The 19,573-nt window shown below is 72.6% G+C and carries 11 protein-coding genes; 7 read left to right on the top strand and 4 right to left on the bottom strand.

Annotation, left to right across the window (positions count from 1 at the left end):
• Positions 1-56 precede the first annotated feature (56 nt).
• From FHX78_RS36105 to FHX78_RS36120, 4 genes are all read left to right on the top strand, one after another.
• Positions 57-464 (top strand): hypothetical protein, encoded by a 408-nt coding sequence (locus tag FHX78_RS36105; protein ID WP_167532034.1) that lies wholly within the window; start codon positions 57-59, stop codon positions 462-464.
• Between the two features lie 640 nt (positions 465-1,104).
• Positions 1,105-1,821, top strand: coding sequence for an alpha/beta fold hydrolase (locus tag FHX78_RS36110; protein WP_189908752.1), 717 nt, complete (start codon positions 1,105-1,107; stop codon positions 1,819-1,821).
• 133 nt (positions 1,822-1,954) lie between these two features.
• The gene (locus tag FHX78_RS36115) at positions 1,955-2,776 is read left to right on the top strand and encodes an alpha/beta fold hydrolase (RefSeq protein WP_229924222.1); all 822 of its coding nucleotides are present in this window, start codon (positions 1,955-1,957) and stop codon (positions 2,774-2,776) included.
• A 35-nt stretch (positions 2,777-2,811) separates the two neighbouring features.
• Positions 2,812-3,561 carry a glycosyltransferase family 2 protein gene (locus tag FHX78_RS36120; RefSeq protein WP_145872413.1) on the top strand — a complete coding sequence of 250 codons (750 nt, stop codon included), beginning with the start codon at positions 2,812-2,814 and terminating at the stop codon, positions 3,559-3,561.
• A gap of 104 nt (positions 3,562-3,665) precedes the next feature.
• On the opposite strand, the gene FHX78_RS36125 is transcribed toward FHX78_RS36120, so the two are convergent.
• Complete coding sequence (locus FHX78_RS36125; protein ID WP_145872414.1) at positions 3,666-6,389, bottom strand: ATP-binding protein; 2,724 nt, start codon at positions 6,387-6,389, stop codon at positions 3,666-3,668.
• Positions 6,390-6,554: 165 nt separating this feature from the next.
• The gene (locus FHX78_RS36130) at positions 6,555-7,547 is read right to left on the bottom strand and encodes a zinc-binding alcohol dehydrogenase family protein (protein WP_229924224.1); all 993 of its coding nucleotides are present in this window, start codon (positions 7,545-7,547) and stop codon (positions 6,555-6,557) included.
• Positions 7,548-7,705: 158 nt separating this feature from the next.
• On the opposite strand from FHX78_RS36130, the gene FHX78_RS36135 reads away from it, so the two are divergent.
• Positions 7,706-8,599 carry a LysR family transcriptional regulator gene (locus FHX78_RS36135; protein ID WP_145872416.1) on the top strand — a complete coding sequence of 298 codons (894 nt, stop codon included), beginning with the start codon at positions 7,706-7,708 and terminating at the stop codon, positions 8,597-8,599.
• Here FHX78_RS36135 and FHX78_RS37095 read toward each other — a convergent pair.
• Entirely contained in the window at positions 8,594-13,732 is a 5,139-nt protein-coding gene (locus FHX78_RS37095) for a hypothetical protein (protein ID WP_167532035.1), read from the bottom strand. The genes FHX78_RS36135 and FHX78_RS37095 overlap by 6 nt on opposite strands.
• A gap of 287 nt (positions 13,733-14,019) precedes the next feature.
• Between FHX78_RS37095 and FHX78_RS36145 the strand changes: the two genes are divergently transcribed.
• Both FHX78_RS36145 and FHX78_RS36150 read left to right on the top strand, forming a co-directional pair.
• A complete protein-coding gene (locus FHX78_RS36145) occupies positions 14,020-14,961 on the top strand; it encodes a hypothetical protein (RefSeq protein WP_145872417.1) in 942 nt (313 codons plus the stop codon).
• Between the two features lie 189 nt (positions 14,962-15,150).
• The gene (locus FHX78_RS36150; RefSeq protein WP_145872418.1) at positions 15,151-16,062 is read left to right on the top strand and encodes a hypothetical protein; all 912 of its coding nucleotides are present in this window, start codon (positions 15,151-15,153) and stop codon (positions 16,060-16,062) included.
• A gap of 341 nt (positions 16,063-16,403) precedes the next feature.
• Here FHX78_RS36150 and FHX78_RS36155 read toward each other — a convergent pair whose 3' ends face one another.
• On the bottom strand, positions 16,404-19,310 hold the full coding sequence (locus FHX78_RS36155; protein WP_229924223.1) for an AfsR/SARP family transcriptional regulator: 2,907 nt from the start codon (positions 19,308-19,310) through the stop codon (positions 16,404-16,406).
• Positions 19,311-19,573 lie beyond the last annotated feature (263 nt).

Consider the following 19,573-nt stretch of genomic DNA (forward strand, 5'->3'; position numbering starts at 1 on the left):
GAAAGGGGAAGTCGATCCTGACGCCCGAAGAGCGACGGGAGCGGAAGTCCGCCGCGATGAAGAAGTACTGGCGCGAACTTCCCGAGCAAGTGAAGAAGGAACGGGCGGACAACCACTCCGAGAGGATGCGGGACAAGTGGAAGAAGATGCCGCTGGAGGAAGCGTCGAGGCGGCTGGAGGTGCTGGCCGCTGCGAGCAAAGCCGCCCACGCAGCTCCCGTCGACGCTGAAACGACGCGACAGACCGTCAGGGAGCTGATGGGAGCACCCCGGTACGCCTGGATGGCGTCCACCAGCACGGCCACCACGCCCCTGGCCGGCGCCGCGGCGCTGTCGGCACGCCCGGAGGCCCCCAAACAGGGCTCCGGTTCGAGGGCTCCGCAGACGCCGGGCCCCGGGACATCCCAGGCTGCTGCGCCCGGCCGCCCCATGACTCCGTCGCTCCCGCGGTCGCACGGCCGCTGAGGCGGCCCCGGTCCGGGCCGCTGAGGCGGCCCCGGTCCGGCGCGATGTTCGGGCGGGGCGGCTCCGTCGGTGTCGGACCGCGCCCGCCCGGCATCCCGTCGGCCCACACCGCGGGTTCCGGCCGTACGGGCGGAGCCGGCAAGAGGCGGTCCGCCCGGCCGTCGGCCCGCTCCGGCACCACCGGGAAGTCGATCTCCGGGCCCTCCGCACGGAGGGGACCGCCTCCTGTCGAACCGGCCACGGCGCACGTACGTCGAACAGCGCCGGTGCAGGGCGTTGACAGCCGTGAAGTCTCCTGACGTCGCCGGCCGGACGCGTACGAGCGATCCGTCGGCCGGCCTGAGGGCCGGGTTGCCGTCCTCCCCCGTCAGCATGCCCGGGGCAGGGCCCGGTGCCGAGCCCGCCGGGCCGGGCCGGGACGGACCGCACCGTGTCGCTGTCGCCGGCCCGCTGCCCGCGCGGCATCGTGCCTGGCCGGCACGGTTCTCCTCCCCCGAATGAACGAGGAAATGACGCCCCGGCCGTCCCGGGCCGCCCCCCATCGCTCCCCCGGGATCGTCCGAGTCGTCGATGTGCCGCACCCGGCCGCCGGGCTTTGCTGGAGCCCGTCAAGCACAGGCCCACACAGAAAGCAGCGATCATGGTGTCCACCCACAGTCCCACGGCGGTCCTCGTCCACGGAGCCTTCGCCGACACGTCGACCTGGTCCGGGGTCATCGCCGGGCTGGAGCAGCACGGCGTCCGGGCCATCGCCGTCCCCAACGAGCTCCGCGGCGGCGCCTACGACGGGACGCGGCTCGCCGCCTTCGTCCGCACCCTGGACGGGCCCGTGATCCTGGTGGGCCATTCCTACGGAGGTGTGGTCATCACCGAGGCCGCGGCACAGGCGGACAACGTCCGCGCCCTGGTGTACGTGGCCGCCTTCGTGCTGGAGGAGGGCGAGACCCCGGCGGAGATCCTGCACCGCTACCCGGAGACCGACCTGGGCAAGGCGCTCGAGCCGGTCCTCCTGCCCGGTGCGGACGGCGAACAGGAGACCTGGCTGAGGCTCGAGGCGTCGTCCTATCCGCGTCTGTTCGCGGCGGACGTCGACGAGGCACAGGCTCGCGTCCTGGCGGCGAGCCAGCGGCCCATCCACGCCGCGGCCTTCGAGGAGGCAGCGGGCCCCGCGTCGTGGCAGCGGCTGCCGAGCCGCTACCTCGTCGCCACGGCGGACGAGTGCCTCCACCCCGACGCGCAGCGGGCCATGGCCGCCCGCGTCGCCGAGCGCGGTGCCGGGGCGCACGCCTCCCACGCCGTGACGGTCTCGCAGCCGCAGGCGGTCGTCGATCTGGTCCTCGCCGCGCTCGAGGCATGAGGCCTGGCTAGCGCCGGCCGCCCCCACACCCGCGAACGCCCCCCCGCACCACCGCGTGCCGCACCGGCAGGCGCGGTGCGGTTCCCGCTCACAGACGCGAACACAGACGCGAACACAGACGAGGAATGAAGAGATGAACCGTCGTACGCACATCGTTTCCGGCATCGCGGCGACCCTGGCGGTCGCCGCCGGTACCGCCACGGCAGCCACCGCTTCCACCGACGACCGGACCGGCGCCGGTGAACGGCACTCCGGCCCGCGGCCCACGGTGGTTCTGGTCCACGGCGCGTTCGAGGACGCCTCCACCTTCGACGGCATCACGCGAAGGCTCCAGTCCGAGGGCTACCGCGTGGTGTCCCCCGCGACGCCCCTGCGCGGGCTGGAGGAGGACACCCGGTACATCAGCGAGGTCGTCCGCTCCCTCGACGGCCCCGTGATCCTGGCCGGGCACTCCTACGGCGGCATGCTGATCAGCGAGGTCGCCGCCCAGGTCCCGCAGGTGAAGGCCCTGGTCTACGCGTCGGCCTTCATCCCGCAGGCGGGCGAGAGCCTGCAGGACCTGAACTACAAGTACCCCGGAAGCCTGCTGGGCCCCGACACGACGTACACCGTCAACCACACCGCGGGACCCGACCTGCACGTCCGCGCCGAGAGCTTCCGCGAGGTGTTCGCCGCCGACCGGCCGGCTCGCGACGCGGCACTGGCCGCCGCACACCAGCGTCCCGTGGCCGCCTCGGCGCTCAGCGACAAGGCGCGGCACACGGCGCCGGACTCCATCCCCTCGTACGCGGTGGTCGCGACCGAGGACAAGGCGATCCCGCCGGCCGCTCAGCTGTTCATGGCGAAGCGCGCCGACGCACGGACGTGGAAGGTGAAGTCGGCCCACGACCTCACGGTCACGCACCCGGAGCTGATCGCCTCGGTGATCGACAAGGCGGCGCGGACCAGTCGCTGACCGTCACCGCGCTGTCCCTTCGCGGTGAGAGGCACATGACGAACATCGTTTCAGTGATCACGCCGGTACACGGGCCGAGCGCGCAATACCTCACCGAGGCACACGCCTCACTCACCGGCCAGCAGCTGCCGCCGGGGTGGGGCTGGGAATGGATCGTGCAGGAGGACGGGGAGACAGGGGACGTGGAGCACCACGTCCCCGCGGACTCCAGGGTGAGGTTCGGGCAAGGGCGGAAGGGGCGCGCCGGCATGGCCCGCACGCTGGCCCTCTCGCGGGCGCGCGGCGACCTGGTCAAGGTCCTGGACGCCGATGACGTACTGACCCCCGGCGCTCTTGAGCGAGACATCCGGGTGCTGACCGAAGAGCGCGGTATCGCCTGGACGACATCGCGTGTTCTCGATCTCCTTCCCGATGGCAGCACGGTCGGCTTCGAGGCGGACCCCCCGGCAGGGCCCATCGCGCAGGGCGCCGTCCTCGAGCGGTGGCGGACGCACGACCACAGGGCCCAGGTGCACCCCGCGACGCTGTGCGCGAGGCGCGATCTCGTGACTGCTCTGGGGGGTTGGATGGCTCTGCCCTCATCGGAGGACACGGGGCTTCTCATGGCCCTGAACGCCGTCAGTACCGGTTGGTTCATCCAGGAGTGCGGTCTCCTCTACCGGAAGTGGCCCGGACAGAGCACGGCCCAGGACGGGCACCACCACGATGCGGAACGGCGCGCCCGTACGAAGGTCATAGAGGAGCGCGCCGAAGCCCTCGGCAAGCTCAGCGCATGGAGCGTTTGACGGCGCCCCAAGCGCCACGCGGGACAACGTCCCCCACTTCATCGTGGCGCGCACGGCGGAAACCGGCGTGGCCGGAGTCTCTCCATCGACCTACGCGGTCCGTGTCAGGGGGAACCCCCGCCCTGCGGGGCCGCGCCGGGAAGAGCCAGGACGAGACGGGTGAGACGGACCCGGGAGTCCACCCCGAGCTTGGCGAAGACGGAGCGCAGGTGTGTCGCCACGGTGCTGGGTGAGACGAACAGTTCCCGCGCGGTCGCCCGGTTGGTGTGCCCCTGGGCCACCAGCCAGGCGACCTTCCGCTCGGCCGGGGTCAGCGCGTCCCACCCGCTGACCGGCCTGGTGCGGCCCTGTCCCCGGCCCGCCCGCCGTACGCCGGCGGACGCGAGCGCGCCGCGCACCCGTGCGGCGGGCTGGAGTGCCTGGGCCCCGGTGTAGACGGACAGCGCCTGCCGCAGCGCCCCGACGGCCTCGTCCCGTGCCGTCGGCAGGGCCGTGCGGGCCCATTCCTCGTCGGCGAGCGCGCCCAGCAACGGCCGTCGCGCCCCGGCGAGGACACGGCGCGCGCGACCGAGGTCTCCGGTGAGGAGACCGTGCGCCAGGGCGGCGGCGCCTTCGAGGCCAGGCGCCCCGGGGTTGAGCCGCAGCAGTTCCTCCAGCCGCTCCGCGGCCTCACGCACGCTGGGCACATCGCCCGCGCGGTGGGCCGAGCAGGCCGCCCGCACGAGCAGTTCGTCCCGCCAGGGCGCAGCTGCCTGCGTCGCGGCGCGCAGCAACCCGGCCGGGGCACCCGGCAGGTCCAGCGTGTCGGCGAGCAGCGCGGCGGCGGCCGTCCGGGACCTGCCCTCGGGGAGGGCGTCGATGTGCTCCCGCGCCCGTGCGGCGTCGCCCCGCAGGGCGGCCAGGGCAGCCAGGACCTGCCGGGCCTGCGGCGTGACCACCTGGTCGTCGAGTTCCTCGGCGAGGGCCAGGCAGCGGACGGCCGACGCGCCGGCGTCCTCCAGCAGCCCCGCGCGGAACTGGATCTGGGCCCGGACCAGGGCGTGCCGGGCGGCGGACCAGGAATCCGCGGGAAGGGCTCCGTCCGGCCCGGATGTGAGGCCGGTGAGGACCTCCTGTCCCTCCCCGAGCACCGCGCGCAGCGACAGCGAGCGCAGGCGGAGCACACCGGGCGGCAGGCTTCCCGGTTCCCTGCCGTGCTCCTCGCCGAGGTGCAGGGCCCGGGTGTAGCCGGCGAGCGCCCGCGCGTAGGCGCCGGACCTCTCCGCCCGTTCGGCTTCGGCCACCGCGACGACCGCGCGGGCGACGGGGTCATCGCCGTCCGGGGGCTGGTCCTGTCCCGTCAGGAAGCGGTAGGCGGCGAGCCGCCGGCGCAGCCGGGGCGTGGCTCCCGGCTCGTCGCGCGCCAGGCGGCGCAGTGCCTCGAGCCGGCCGGCGCCCCACAGTTCGGGTGCGAGCAGGAGGCGTACCTCGGCCGCGGTGCCGGGGTCCTCGGTGTCCTTGAGGAGGGCGTCGGCGAAAGTCTCGGCCTCCGCGCGCTTGCGTGCCCTGAGCATGATCTCCAGCACGTCCCTGCCCACGGCCGTCCGCAGGGCCGCGTCGTCACCGGCCAGGTCGTAGGCCTGGCGGATGATGGTCGCCGACGTCACGGCCATGGTGTCCAGCAGGGCGAAGGCCGCGTCCCGCAGGATCCGCACCGCGTGCGTGTCCCCCGGGCCGGCGGCGGCCAGGACGTGGGGAGCCGCCCGCACCGCTCCGCCCGCACCGCGCAGCAGGTGGTCCGCCGCGGTGCGGTGCATGTCGCGTCGGATCGAGGGAGTCAGCCGCTCGTAGACGGCCCGCCGGATCAGGTCGTGCGTGAAGCGGAGCTGGTCGCCGTCGTCGATCAGCAGGCCGGTCGACACGGCCTCGTCGAGCGGGCTGCCGAGACCGGTCACCGGGATGTCGAGGACGCGCGCGGCATCGGTGAGGGTGAACGAGGTTCCCAGAACCGCTCCCACGTGCATCAGCGACCTGCCCCGTGCGGAGGCGGGGGCCATCCTGCGGTGGACACCCTCGATGAGCCCGGGGGGCAGGCCGCCGGGGCGGGAGGCCTCCGCCCCGCCCGGCAGGAGTCCTTCGGCCAGGTGGACGGCGAGGAAGGGCACGCCCCGTGCTTCGGACATTCGTGCGGCTGTGGTGCCGTCGGTCCTTCCCCCGCGCCGGTCGCGGGCGATGGCGAGCACGGCGTCGTCGTCGAGGGGTCCGAGGCGCATCCGCCGGACCGGCAGCCGGGCGTCGGCCGCGGCGCCGACGGCTTCGGCGGGGCCGCCCGCGCCGGGCCGGGCCGACAGCACCCAGAGCAGCGGGAGGTCGGCCAGCCTCGCCGGCAGGATGCGCAGCGCGAACACGGTCAGCGGGTCGGCCCAGTGGAAGTCGTCCAGGCTCATGAGGAGCGGCTGGTCGGGCACGTGTCGCCTGATCAGGGAGGCGAGCTGCTCGACGAACCACAGCGGCTGTTCGACGAGGGGCAGCAGAGCCGTGAGGTCGTCCACGGTGAGCAGCGCGGTCGGGGTCGCGGACCTGAGGGCGGGACCGAGGGTGGCCAGCGGGGTGTCCCGGTCGTTCTCGGCGGCGGCGGACGCCCCGGCGGCGAACCCCGCGGCCTGCGCGCGCTCACGGATGCGGCGGGCGAAGGCGCTCTTGCCCATTCCCGCGTCGGCCTCGACGAGGACCATGCGCGCCGTGCCCCCGGCCACTTCGCGCAACTCCTGGTCGATCAGTCCAGTTTCTTCGTCGCGTCCACGCAGGGGGTACGCGGCCGCGCGTCCGTCGGGCGTGATCGTCGTCATCGGGTATCACCTTGCTCGGGTCCGGCTCGGTCCACCGGAGGCGGCGGCTGTCGGACCGAGAGCCGCGGAGCACCGCGGTGCCGCCGTGCGGGAGGGGAACGGGGGAACGGCAGCGGCTGGAGAGCCGCTGCCGTTCCGGCGGGGCGGCACGCCGGCCGGGGAGGGTCAGCGGGAGACGACGACCTTGCCGGTCACGTGCCCGGTCTCCACCAGGCGGTGCGCCTCGCGGATGCCCGCGGCGGAGAAGTCGTCGATGACCCGGGTGACCGTGGTGGTGATCCGCTTCTCGTCGATCAGACCGGAGACGCGCTCAAGGAGTCGCTTCTGCTCGATCATGTCCGCGGTCTGGTGCATCGACCGGGTGAACATGAACTCCCAGTGCCAGCTGATGCTCTTGGACTTCAGCGGCAGGAGCTCCAGTCCCTCGGGTTCGTCGATCGCGGTGATGTGCCCGAACGGACGCAGGATCTCGGCGTACGCCTCGATGTTGCCGCGGGTGAACGGGCTGAGTACGTACGCGACACCGTCGGGTGCGACGGCCCGCGTGGTGGTGAGGAGGTCGTGGTGGTCGACCACGGCGTCGGCGCCCAGTTCCTCGATCCACTTGCGGGACTCGGGGCGGCTCGCGGAGGCCAGCACGGGAACGGCGGTGAGCGCCTTGGCGAGCTGGACGGCCATGGAGCCCACTCCGCCGGCTCCGCCCATGACCAGCAGGGGGCCGGTGGACTCGGACGTCAGCCGGAAGTGCTCGAACAGCGTCTCCCACGCAGTGATGGCGGTCAGCGGCAGCGCCGCCGCCTCGGCGTAGGAGAGGGAGACGGGCTTGCGGGCGACGAGGCGTTCGTCGACGGCCTGGAATTCGGCGTTGCTGCCGGCGCGCGTGATGTCGCCCGCGTAGTAGACCTCGTCGCCGACGGCGAGGGTGGTGACCTCGGAACCGATTGCCTCGACGCGGCCCGCCGCGTCGAATCCCAGGATGCGGGGCGTGCGCGAACTCTCCAGTCCGGCACGCACCTTGACGTCCGCGGGGTTGACGCTGACCGCCTGCACACGCACCAGGATGTCGTGGGGCCGCAACTCGGGTACGGGGACCTCGATGTTGAGCAGACTTTCCCGGTCGTCGACGGGCAGTCCCTGGTAGGAACCGATGGCCCGCATGGTAGGCACGATGTACTCCTGAAGCTCACGATGCATGACTGCATGACTGCATGACTGCATGACTGCATGAATGGGTCGAAGGGGAACGGATTCCAGCTTCGCCGCGCTCCGGGCATGTGTCCAACGACAGTTTTCTCAGCTTCCCATAAATTGAGTGCATGCATATCTCGCTGAGGCAGCTCGAGTACTTCATCGCGATCGTGGAGGAGCAGTCCTTCTCCCGGGCCGCGCAGCGGCTCAACGTGACGCAGCCCGGTCTGTCGCACCAGTTCCAGGCGCTGGAACGGCAGCTCGGGGTGCGTCTGATCGAGAGGGTGCCGCGCCGCCCGAGACTGACGCCGGCCGGCCGCGCGGTCCTGCCGCACGCGATGACCGCGGTCGCGTCCGCCCAGCGGGTCGAGTCGACCGCGCACCGTGTGCTGGCCCATCAGGACGCGGAACTCTATGTGGCGACGCTGTACTCGCACAGCGTGGGCATCCTGCCCGATGCCCTGCGCAGTTGGCGGGTGACCCATCCCGGCGCCAGGATCCGGCTCTTCGAGCACCGGCGCTCGCAGACCATGGCCGAGGCGATGTACGCCGGACAGGCGGACATCGCGATCGGGCCGCGGCCCGAGGAGTGGGACGGCCCGCTGCAGTCCCTGGGCATCGAACGCTTCGTCGTCGTCACGGCGCACGACGACCCGCTGGCCCGGGAAGGGCTCACCTCGCTGTCCCTGACGTCACTGGCGAGCCGTGAATGGGTGCACTTCACGCCCAGCAGCGGCCTGTCGGACGTCCTCGACGAAGCGTGCAGGAGCCACGGCTTCTCCCCGGTCGTCGTCATCCGTACGGAACAGGCGTCCTCGGCCCTGCGTCTGGCCGCGGCGGGCCTGGGGCTGACCCTCGTGCCGGAGAACAACGTCCCGCCGCACTTCTCCGGCCACGTGATCCAGCCCGACCCTCCGATCGGCCGTGAACTGACCGCCTACACGCGCACCCCGCCGGACGAGCTGGTCGGCTCCTTCATCACGGCCATAGCCGACCGGCTGCTGGCCACCGGCCCGTCATGAGGGGCGTCCCCCGGCCGAGGTGCGGCCGGACACCGGCCCGGACGGCCCTGCCGCGGCCGTCCGGGGGCCCGTCCCGGTCCCCGTCCCCCGGTGCGGCGAGGCGGCCGCGGACCGTGCGAGAGCCGCGGGAGCCGGCACAGCAGCGGCAGCCAGGGGTACCGCTGCTGCCCCGCGGGGGCGGAAGGCCGGGGACAGGTCCTGCGGGAGCCTGGCGGCCAGGGTGCAGGCCAGGGCCCGGGCGTGGTCGCTGTGCAGTTCGGACTCACTCGACGCCAGCGCCCGCAGCTCCTGCGCGACGCCGCTCAGGGACTCGACGACCTGGCCGGACCGGTCGGCGTCAGGTGCCGCGAGGGCGTCCGTCACCAGTCGGTGGAGGCGGCCGAGGTCGGGGTGCCCCTTGCGGAGGTGGTACTCCACGGAGAGCCAGGGGGCCCGGGGCACGGACTCCAGTCCGAAGGCCAGGTGCCGTCCGTCCAGGGGGAGCATCCCCACCAGGCCGCCCGGTACCGGTACGTGCAGGGCCCTGCGCGCGCCGTCCGTCTGCTGGATCACCACGGTCACGTCGAAACGGTAGTAGCGGAAGTTCCGGGTCGCCTCGGCATTGTGCTCCTCGACCTGCGCCGTCCCGCCCTGCGCCTTGTGATCCAGCATGTCGCTGTACTCGTAGGCCGCCTTGGCCGTGAAGGTGTCGTCGCTCGTCCCGGTTCCCGCGAAGGGGGCCGCGCCCCAGTGCACGCCTCCGGCACTGTGCACCGTCCCTTCCTCATGTGCCTCCGTCTGTTCGTAGCGGCGGGCCTTCCAGCGGGCTCCGTCGCAGGGGCCGATGATGCGGGCACCGGTGATCTTCAGACCCACCCTGAGCATCCGTCCGTCGACGGGCACTTCGTACTCCGTGCGCAGCAGGGACGGCACGCGCGGGCGGAGCCAGGACATGCTCGTACGGGCCTCGTAGGCCGGTCCGGGACCGGATGCGGACGCGAGGCCGCGCACGTCGGGCGGCTCCGCCGCCAGCGACGGCCGCTCCGGCCGCACGTCCGCCGCGACGAACGCGAGCCAGCGGTGCACGGTGCGGGCCGCCGGCATGTCCCAGGGGATGAGGGCCCTGGCGAACGCCTCGGGCAGTGCCTCGTTGAGGGCGGGGCCGGGCTCGACGGGACGGCCCCACCAGCGCCTGTCGCCGGCGCCGGCGAGCCGGGACACCGCCACCGGTGCGCCGGCGTCCACCGCGACGGTCAGATGCCTGGGCACGAGCAGGCGCACGCCCACCCGGACGGGGTGGTGCGAGGTGCTACTCCACTCCTCGGCCGGTGTCCTGCCGCGCGTTCCCTTCCGCATGCGCCGGCCGGCCGCGGTCAGGACGCGGCGTGGAGCGTCGATCACCTCGGGAGGGGTGGTGCCGACAGCCATGTCGACCGACAGACCCACTTCGTGCTCGAACTCCTGGCATCCCTCCGCGCCCTTCGTGGACCCTCGGTAGATACCGGTCTTCTTGACCGTTTCGCTGCCGGCGACGCTGCGCCGGGCGGCATGACCGGCGAAGGCGCCGATCCCGCCGGCACTGCGCGCGTCCCGCGACGCGTGCTGGAGGCCGCCGTGGATCGAGACGTGCGCACCGAGCACGGTCGTCAGCGTGCTCTTGTCCTCCTGCTCGCTCGCCTCGACGCTCTCGCTGCGCAGCGTCAGCTGCGCCTCCGGACGGTGGCGGCTCGACCGGGCGGGCTCGATCCCGGTCGCGCGGACACGTACCGAGAGGAAGCGTGTCGCCCCCAGGGGGCCCCGGAAGGGAAGGGCCACCGACAGTCCCGTACCGCCGAGCAGCGCGGGCATGTGCGCGGTCAGGCTCTCCTTCCGGAAGGTCGCCTCGAGCGTTCTCGCCAGCGGACAGGCGTGTTCGAGACCGGTCCGCGAGGGTGCCGGGACGATCCCGCGCGCCCGGGCCTGCTCCAGGATCGTCTCCAGTACGCCGTCCGCGCGGAGCAGTTCGACGCCGTGCAGGGTGCTGGGCACCACACCGCCGTTGACGTACGCGCGGTCCGGCGGTGCCGGGGGCGCGGCCACGGCATCCGGGCGGATGTCCTCCCAGCGCGCGGGCGGCATGAGGAGGTCGACCGCGGCGGAGTAGAACAGGTAGCGCGGTTCGTCTTCGACGGTGTCACGTCCCCTGCTGTGTCCCAGCGTGACTTCCACAGTGACGTCGGTCGTATACCAGAGGACTGTTCCCTCGTAGGTGACCCTGGCGGCGTCGACGGCCCCATGCGTCTCGCGCCGTGCCGTGCCCTTCGCGTAGGAGGCCGCGCCCTCCGCGAACAGGCCGAGCCTCGTCCTGGAGGAGGCGTCGTCCCCGGCATCGGCGGGCGCGCCCGCTCCGCCCCAGGCCGCGCGGGGGCCCACCGACAACTGGGCCTGCGCCGACCGGGAGGTGGTGCGGGCCTTCACCACACCGCTGGCGGACTGCACGAGCGCCTCGATCTCGCCCGGCCCGCCGGCCTTCTGCGGCAGGGCCCCGCTGAGCCGCAGACGCAGCCGCAGCGTGGACGTCCAGCCGTCTTCCGCGGTGTGGTCGAGGGTGTGGCCCCGTTCGCTGACCAGATAGGGGAAGGCGGCCGCCAGGGCATCGGGACGCAGGGCCCCGGCGAACGTCTCCGGCAGCGGGCCGGGCCGGCGCCTGCGATGGAAGGCGGCGACGCTCTCGCGCAGGTGCGGGAGAACGGGAAAGTGCGCGTAGATCCCCGAAGCCGCACCGTCGAGCCGCAAGGTGGCGGCGGGTGGCGCCGGCCAGTCCCGGGACGGCACCGGGCGTGACGGGCCGTCCGGGAGCCGGGCCGCCGCGCCGGTCCGGCTCCCGGACGGCGAGAACTCGTGCGGCACGGAGATCTCCGCCACCATCTCGTGGGGCCGGTACAGGTACCAGACGTCCGGTTTGGCTCCCGGACGCCGCAGCTCCATCCGGAATCCGAGGTCGAGCGTGTGCTGGTCCACCGCGGAACCGGTCTCCTTGCGCGCGTAGAACTTGTCCGCCTTGACGAACGAGGATCCACTCCCCCAGCCGGCCTGTCCGGTCAGGCGCAGTGCGCCCAGCTGGAACTGGAGCGTGCCGGCGACGTTCACCCGCGCCCCGCCGCCGAGGCCGGCCTTGAAGGACGTGTGTCCGTCCGTCTGGGCGGTCATGGCGGTTCCGGCGGTGACACGGCTGTTCATCCTCATCCCGTACGACGTCACCCCCAGGGAGTCCAGCAGGTGGGCACGGATGTCCACGGTCACCGGCACACCGCCGAGGTGCAGGGTGTGGGCCGTGCCGGCCATCAGCGCGGGCAGACCGCCCGCCAGGGCGGGGGCACCGAACCACACGTCCAGTTGCCGGTCGACGCCCGCCCAGTCGACCGCGTCGCGCCGCGCCCTCTTCATCCGCGCGACCGCGTCGTCGAGCGCCGCCCGGACGCTCTCCCTCACCCACTCGGCACCGGCCACCCCGGTCACGGTGGCGGTACCGAGTCCCACCCGGGATGCCAGCGCGGGAGGTTCCCCTGGGCTGCGGACGGGCCGGTAGGTCCCTCTCGTCCAGCGGGGCATGCCCCGCAGGCGCACGTCGCGCGGGACCGGCCGGGCGCGTGCCCTCGTGTGCGGCTGCCCGGGCACGGCTGCCGCGGGCGGCACGGAGTCGCGGTAATCCCTGACGTAGGGGCTGACGAGCCGCCCGAAGACGCGGTGCTCGAAGTCTGCGGCGCCTCTGCCCTGCCGCCAGGCGACGCCCAGGTCGGCCCACGCCCTCTGTCTCGTCACGGTCAGCGCCGGGTGGGTCGGTGACTGCCATTCCACCTCCATCAGCAACACCGATCCGTAGCGGGCCTGCGGTTCCTGCACGGTCAGCACGGTGTGCGGCATCGACTGCGCCGCCAGCCGGGTGGACCAGCCGCGGGCCGAGGACAGGGTCACCGCGGCGCTCGGCGCCGTGCCACTGGCCGTGGCGTCGGCCGTGGGCACGTGCAGTCCCACGGCGGTGACACCGACCGTGACGGACGCCTCGCTCTCGCCGCTCGCGCCACGGGACACGGTGCTGCCGGTGCCCATGTCCGTGCGCGTCTTCGTTCCGGACACGCCGAGGAACTGCGCGCTGTCGATCGTGGCACGAATGCGCAGGTGGCCCCGGAAGCCCCCGAAGGCGGGAAGCGCGGTGCCATGGCCGAGGGGGCCGGACGTGTCACCGCTGCTGAGCCACCAGCCGTGACGGGTGCGTGCGGACTGCTCGTTGAGCAGGCTCTGGGCCTGGCGGACGACCTCCACGGCGCTTTCCGCGCTCACCCCCGCCTCCCGCAGGTCGCGCTGCACGGCTGCGACCAGCGGCACGAGATCGACGGCGTGGAGGGTTTCGCGTGAGCGGTGGTGCGGTGCGGGGCCGTCGACGCCGTCCGGCGTGGCCCTGATGTACCGGTCCGGTCCCTCGGCCGGTCCCGCGTGTTCGGCGGAGAAGCTGACGCGCAGGCCGCGTGCGATCGGCTTGTGGGTGCTGTGCTCCACTCCGTCGACGAAGACCCGCAGCCGGATGCCGCTCAGGCAGGTCACCCGGCCCTCCACCTGCGAGGTGTGCCCGGAGATGACGGTCCGTCTGTCCCCCTCGGCCTGTCCCTCGCCCACTTCCGCCCCGAGCACCGGAACAGCGGGGACGACGGCGGAGGCGGCCCGGGAGGTGAGACGCATCACGGCGAGCAGGCCCGCCTCGGCGGTCCTGGTGGTCGTTCGGCTCTTCTCCGTGGCGGCCGAGGTGGAGTTGAAGGACACGTCGTACTCGCTCTCCGGCGTCGCCGTACCGGCTGCGGGGAGTGCCTCGATGTCGTCGAGTACGGGGCTGAGCCAGACCAGACGTCCGTGGAGGGCGTGAAGTTCACCGTGGCGCAGCAGCGAGGTCCAGGTGTCGGCTCCCTCGCGCAGCAGCAGCCGTCGGGCGGCGGTCTCGACATCGCGCAGCAGGACGGGGTTGTCGTAGGTGAGGACCCCCCTGGCGTCGACGGCGGCCTGGGCCGGTTCCTGCCGGGCGGCCTCGATCACCTGCGCGTCGCCCTTCGGGCCGCGTCGCGCGAACCACGGTTCCCTCGGCGTTTCCTGAGCGGTCGGTGTGTCGAATTGCTGTGGTGTCATACCGGACTCCCGTCGTCGCACGGCGCAGAGGGACGGCGGGACGGGCCGAACACGGCCCGTCACCACCGGCGGGGACGTGGGTGGTCCCGTCCCGCCGTACGGGATCCGCGTCCGGCCGGTTCTCCGCGAGACGGTGAACGCCAGGAGAAAAGTGTCCGCGCGGCAGGAAAGAGGCGCTCCGTGCCCGGCTGGGCGTCGTCCGGTCGCCGTGAACCCCCGTTGCGCTCCCGTCGTACACGGCTGAGAGGAAAAAGGCGCCTTCCGACGACCACAGACGGGTTGAGCAGATGACGACACCCCCTTCTTTTCCGGTTCCGGACCGGACCGAACCGTCTCCCCCGGCGACCGGGAACACGAACATCGAGGAGCTCGTCGGCACCCTCGCCGCGCAGATCGCGCAGAACGCCCGGCAGGGGAAGGCGTCCGACAACCAGTACCAGCAACTGTCGGAAGCACTCCGGCTCGGCAGGAGCGGAGGGGACGGCATGCAGGAAGCGCAGCTGATCGGCACCACGCTCCAGGCCCACTTGCAGGCCTACCGGGACCTGAAGAAGGAGAACTCCCTCCCGCAACGCGTTCGCCGGGCTCCGGGCGTCCTGCGCCGGGGCGTCGGCAAGGTGTTGACGTCCGTCGAGGGAGCGCTGTCCCGCCTGGCGGACAAGGCCGGCACCTGGCATCCGATGGCCAAGGTCTTCGACGCGCTGGGACGGACCCTGAACGCAGCCGGTGACCGCCTGGTTTCCGCGAGCCGGCGGGAGCCCGGCAGCCTCAACGCCTTCGGCCGCCTGGTCCAGGCGGTGGGCCGCTTCATCCAACGGGTGGGCAGGCCCAGGTCGCTCCGGCCCCGTATCGCCAACGCCCTGCGCGGCGGAATCGCGGCCTCGCTGACCGCCGTGTCCAAGAGTCTCGGCCGGGCGGCGGAAAGGGTGGCACCGGCTCCTTCGCATGCGGCCACTGCCGCCGCCGCGCCGAACACCCCGCAGGCCGTCCGGACCACCTCTCGCCCGCTGCCTCCTCTGCCCACCGGTGTGCAGCCCTTCACGCAGCAGCAGTGGACGCGTACGGCGAGCACGGGCTCGTCCCCCCACACACCGGCCTCGCCCTCCGCACTGGCGAGCGTGGCCGGTTTGAACGCCGCGGACCGCACCCCTCTGACGCAGGGTGCGGCAGGAGCGGCGCAGGCCGCCCCCGCTCCCCCGGCGCAGACGAGCGCGCACCAGATGAAGTGACCGGTGGAGGCGGGAAGCGGCACTCGGCCGGCCCGGGGCTGTGCCCGTACGGCGCCGGAAGCCATCCGATTGTCACAGAACAGTTTCACGCAGCGGACCGACGAACCCGCCCCGAGAACCGCCCGTACCCCGAGTGTCAGCATCCCGCAGAACGCGGCATCACACCTTTGCCACCCCAAGGGGTACCCCATGATTCGCACTCGCATGATGGCCGTGATCGCGGCCACGACCGGCGCACTGCTCCTCTCGGCGTGCGGCGGCTCGACCGACGACGGTGCCGCGGCCGAGAAGCCCCAGCAGTCGGCGGCGGCCGCCTCGGACGGGAAGAACTTCGAGTTCCTGGCCGGCACGGCCAAGCAGAACGGCGCCGACCTCCGCACCGGTGACGGGGCCCCCGACGCGGCCCCCCAGGTGGCCGCCAAGTCCAAGCGGCCGGTGGTGCGCCAGTGGGTCCAGCCGACCGCGAAGCAGCACCCCGAACTCGGCGAGATCGTGGTCAACGGCAACGGCTTCACCCTGTACCGGTTCGACAAGGACACCGCCAGCCCGTCCAAGTCGAACTGCTTCAACGCATGCGCGGCGAACTGGCCTCCCTACCTCATCGCCCCGGGCGGCAAGGTGCACTTCAAGATCGATCCGTCCCAGGTGGGCTTCATCCCCCGTGACGGCGCCTTCCAGGTCACCATCGGGGGCTGGCCGGTGTACCTCTTCAGCGGTGACACCAAGGCCGGTCAGACCAACGGCCAGGGCAAGGACAACGGCACGTGGGCCGCGGTCACCCCGGAGGGCGAGAAGGCCGGCGGCGGTGCCGTGGCTCCCAGCGAGCCGCCCGCCGAGACCATCGGCGGGGAGAACCCCGCCGTGCAGCCCGCCACGAGCGGCGTGTTCTTCGACACCCCCAACTTCGGTGAGCCGGCCGAGGGCATCACGGGCCCCGGCTGCAAGCCGGTCCGTTTCCCCGGATCCGTTTCCATCCTCGGCTCCGCCAAGGTGTGGGCCGGCGACAACTGCACCGGCAAGTCCGCGACGATCACGAGCAGTGTGACCGACCTGAACTCACTGGGCCTCGGCACCATCAAGTCCATCCGCTTCGCCGGCTGAGCGGAGACCCGCGCGTCGGACGCCGGGACGGAACACCTGAGTCCCCCGCAGCTGTGCCCCGGGCCCGCCCGGGGCACAGCTGCGTTCGGCCACCGCCCGCTTCGGGCGTCACGCCTCCCGGAGCGGACGTCAGGCGCCCGCGGCCGGGACGGCGGATCCCGCGGTCGCGGAGACAATGCCGGGACAGGGTGATCCCGGACGCCGCCGCCCGCGTAGAGACAGGTGCGTCCCTCTCTGCACCGGGGACGCGCCCCGGCTGCTCGCCGCCGCTCCCTCCCCCCGGCACGGCGAGCAGCCGGACGGAGGCACCCGGTCGGTCGGGTGCCTCCGTCATGGCTTCGTCACTCGGACTCGGACATCAGGTCTTCCAGACGCCGGCGCATCCGTTCGGCACCGGGGAAGACGAGGGATTCGATCAGGGCGAGCGCCTGGCTCCAGGCGGCACGGGCCGCCGCGCGGTCGTCGAGGGACAGCCGTGCCTCCCCCATCCGCCGCAAGGTGTCCGCCACGTCCCACACGGCGTTGCCGTACTGCCGGGCCAGGACGACCGACTGTTCATAGGCGGCGGCGGCCTGCGCGTGGTCCCCCCGGTGCTGCAGGGCGTTGCCGAGGGTGTCCAGGACATCGGCCTCGCCGCACATGTCCTTCGCCTCCCGCATGAGCTTCAGCGCCTCATGGCAGTGGGTGACGGCCTCGTCGTACTCGCTGAGGGCGATACGGCAGTAGGCGAGGGAGTTCAGCGTCTTGGCGACGAGTGAGGCGTTGTCACCGAGGCTGTGCAGCTCGTAGGCCTTGCGTGTGTGCTCGAAGGCCACAGCGGCGTCGCCCTGCTGGTAGGCGACCCAGGCGAGGTGGCGGTGGCTCTCACCGACCCAGACCAGGGGGTGGTGCGCCTCGCCGACCCAGGTGAGGTAGCGATGGCTCTCGCTGTAGCGGCTCATGTCGGGGTGGGCGCTGAAGCGCTCCAGGGTGAGCTCGGCGTACCGCCGTGCGCCGTCGAGGTCACCGAGGAACCCATGTGCCTTGGTCAGGCCCTTGAGTACGAAGGCCTCCGCCATGCTGTCGCCGAGACGACGGGCCGACGCGAGGGCGTGTTCGTGGCTGGTGCGCACGTCCGGCCACTGCCCGTGCCGGTCGAGATAGTGGAACGTGGTCACGGCCAGCCGCCACGCGTGATCGTCGTAGTGATGTGCCGTGGCCTGCTCGATGCAGCGGAGGAGCACCTGGTGCTCCGCCGCGTACCAGGCCGTGGCGGCGGCACGGTCGGGGAAGGCCTCCGGGCCGACGCCCTCTCCGGGGGCCTGATGGGCTATGCGGCCGAGGTGGGGGTCGAGGGCCTCGGTGGCGTGCCGCGCGCTGTGCAGGTAGTGGTCGAGGGCGCGGCGGCGGGAGTCGTCGCGTACAGCGGGCGGGTCGTCGGCGGCGAGTTCGGTCGCGTAGGCGCGCAGCAGGTCGTGGAAGAGGTAGCGGCCCGGCAGGTGCTCGTCGAGCAGGTGGGCCTGGACGAGTTCGTTGAGGAGCCGGCGGGTGTGCCCCACGGTGCGTGCGATGAGGCTGGCGGTGGCGCGTAGGGAGATGTCTGGGCCGAGGTGGTGGGCCAGGAGACGGAACAGGCGGCCCGCTTCCTCGCTGAGTGTGCGGTACGACCAGGAGAAGACGGCACGGATGTTGGTGACGGTGTCACTCTGATCGGTACTCAGCGCGTCGAAGGTCTCCTGGCTGTCGGTGAGTTCCCCCGCGATCGCCGCGAGGGGGAAGGCGGGGTGGGCGGCCGCGCGGGCGGCGGTGATCGCGAGGGCGAGCGGCAGGTGCGCGCAGTGTTCCGCGATGCGTCTGGCCGCCTGGGGCTCGGCGTCCACCCGGGCGGTGCCCAGTCGCCGGCGCAGGAACTCGTCGGCCTCCTGCGTGGTGAGCGTGCCCAGCGGGAGGGACAGCGCCTCGTGCTGCGTGATCAGCGGCATCAGCTGGTTACGGCTGGTCACGATCACCAGGCATCCGGGAGTGCCCGGCAGCAGCGGCACCACCTGACCGGCGTCACGGGCGTTGTCCAGGAGGAGCAGCATCCGCCGCCCCGCCAGAAGACTGCGGTACCGCGCCGCCAGCGCGTCCGTGTCATGGGGCAGTTGCGACGGTTCGGCACCCAGCGACTCCAGCAGCACCCGCAGGGCCCGCCCCGTGTCCAACGGCTCGCCCGACGGGTCGAACCCGCGCAGGTTGACGTACAGCTGCCCGTCCGGATAGTGATCCGCCACCCGGTGGGCGAGATGCACGGCGAAGGTCGTCTTGCCCACTCCCGCCGTCCCCGTCACCGCGGCTATCACCACCGCCGCCGCCTGGGTCTCCTCCACTACGCCCACCGCCAGCTCCGACTGGGTCCGGCGCCCGATGAAGGCGGTCACGAAGCGCGGCAGTTGGTTGGGGGACGTACGGGACGCGTCGGAATGGCGGCCGGGGCCGGGAGCGGGGGTGGCGGTCGACTCCGCCATCAGGGCGGGGTCGGCGCGCAGCATCCGCGTGTACAGGGACTGCAGATGCGGTCCGGGGTCGACGCCCAGTTCGTCGGCGAGCAGGCGCTGCCCCTCCTGGTAGGTGCTGAGCGCGGTGGCCTGCTGGCTGGAGCGGTACAGGCCGAGCATCAGCAGCGCGCGCAGTTCCTCGTGCAGGGGGTTCTCGGTGACCAGGGCGGTCAGCTCCGCGAGGGTCTGCCTGCTGGTCCCGAGGTCGAGTTCCGCGGCGAGACAGGCCGTCAGGGTCTCGAGCCGGAGCCGCTCGAGACGGGCCCGGTGGAGGTCGGCGAAAGCCGCCCTGATACCCGTCAGCGGGGCCCCGTGCCACAGGTCGAGGCCCTGGTGCAGCAGTTTCACCGCGCCGGCGATGTCACCGGACCTGCGGGCCCGTTCGGCTTCCGCGGTCAGTCCCGTGAAGACTCCCAGGTCCGTCTGGTGCGGGGAGATCCGCAGGCGATAGCCGTCCCCCTGGGACTGAATGACGGATGCCTCCAGTCCGACGTCCGGTTCGAGCGCCTTGCGCAGGCGGTGCGCGTAGATGCGCACGGTGTTCACCGCTGTGTCGGGAGCGCTGTCCCCCCAGAGCGCATCGATCAGTACGGTGGCTGACAATGGTGTTCCCTCGGCCAGCAGCAGTCTCGCCAGGAGGCCTCGTTGCTGGGGCGGCCCCAGCATGATCTCCTGGGAACCCCGCGTGGCCGTCACCGCCCCGAGCAGGGTGAAGCGCAGCGGTTCTTGCATGTCTCCTCCCCCTACGCCCCCATGACGCGGAGTAACACCATACCGAGAACTTTTCGGCCCGCGGGAAGCAGCGAGCGCCCCTGCACCGTGAGGGAGAAACGGCCGAGATCGGTCTGGCTCATGGCCGCAATCAGTATGGACGAAACCCCCGTCGACTCGGGTCGTGCGCCGTCGACGGACGAGGACGAGCGGCGGCCCCCGGTCGGCGCCATCAGGCGGCGCTGATGGGCATGACCTGATGAGGGCCCGTGCCGAGGCGGTGC

The organism is Streptomyces capillispiralis (assembly GCF_007829875.1).
GTDB lineage: Bacteria > Actinomycetota > Actinomycetes > Streptomycetales > Streptomycetaceae > Streptomyces > Streptomyces capillispiralis.

Coding starts and splice junctions, on each gene's coding strand:
- FHX78_RS36120 (WP_145872413.1), top strand. CDS start 2,812: ATGACGAACATCGTTTCAGTGATCACGCCGGTACACGGGCCGAGCGCG.
- FHX78_RS36135 (WP_145872416.1), top strand. CDS start 7,706: ATGCATATCTCGCTGAGGCAGCTCGAGTACTTCATCGCGATCGTGGAG.
- FHX78_RS36145 (WP_145872417.1), top strand. CDS start 14,020: ATGACGACACCCCCTTCTTTTCCGGTTCCGGACCGGACCGAACCGTCT.
- FHX78_RS36155 (WP_229924223.1), bottom strand. CDS start 19,310: ATGCAAGAACCGCTGCGCTTCACCCTGCTCGGGGCGGTGACGGCCACG.
- FHX78_RS36150 (WP_145872418.1), top strand. CDS start 15,151: ATGATTCGCACTCGCATGATGGCCGTGATCGCGGCCACGACCGGCGCA.
- FHX78_RS36130 (WP_229924224.1), bottom strand. CDS start 7,547: ATGCGGGCCATCGGTTCCTACCAGGGACTGCCCGTCGACGACCGGGAA.
- FHX78_RS37095 (WP_167532035.1), bottom strand. CDS start 13,732: ATGACACCACAGCAATTCGACACACCGACCGCTCAGGAAACGCCGAGG.
- FHX78_RS36115 (WP_229924222.1), top strand. CDS start 1,955: ATGAACCGTCGTACGCACATCGTTTCCGGCATCGCGGCGACCCTGGCG.
- FHX78_RS36105 (WP_167532034.1), top strand. CDS start 57: ATGAAGAAGTACTGGCGCGAACTTCCCGAGCAAGTGAAGAAGGAACGG.
- FHX78_RS36125 (WP_145872414.1), bottom strand. CDS start 6,389: ATGACGACGATCACGCCCGACGGACGCGCGGCCGCGTACCCCCTGCGT.
- FHX78_RS36110 (WP_189908752.1), top strand. CDS start 1,105: ATGGTGTCCACCCACAGTCCCACGGCGGTCCTCGTCCACGGAGCCTTC.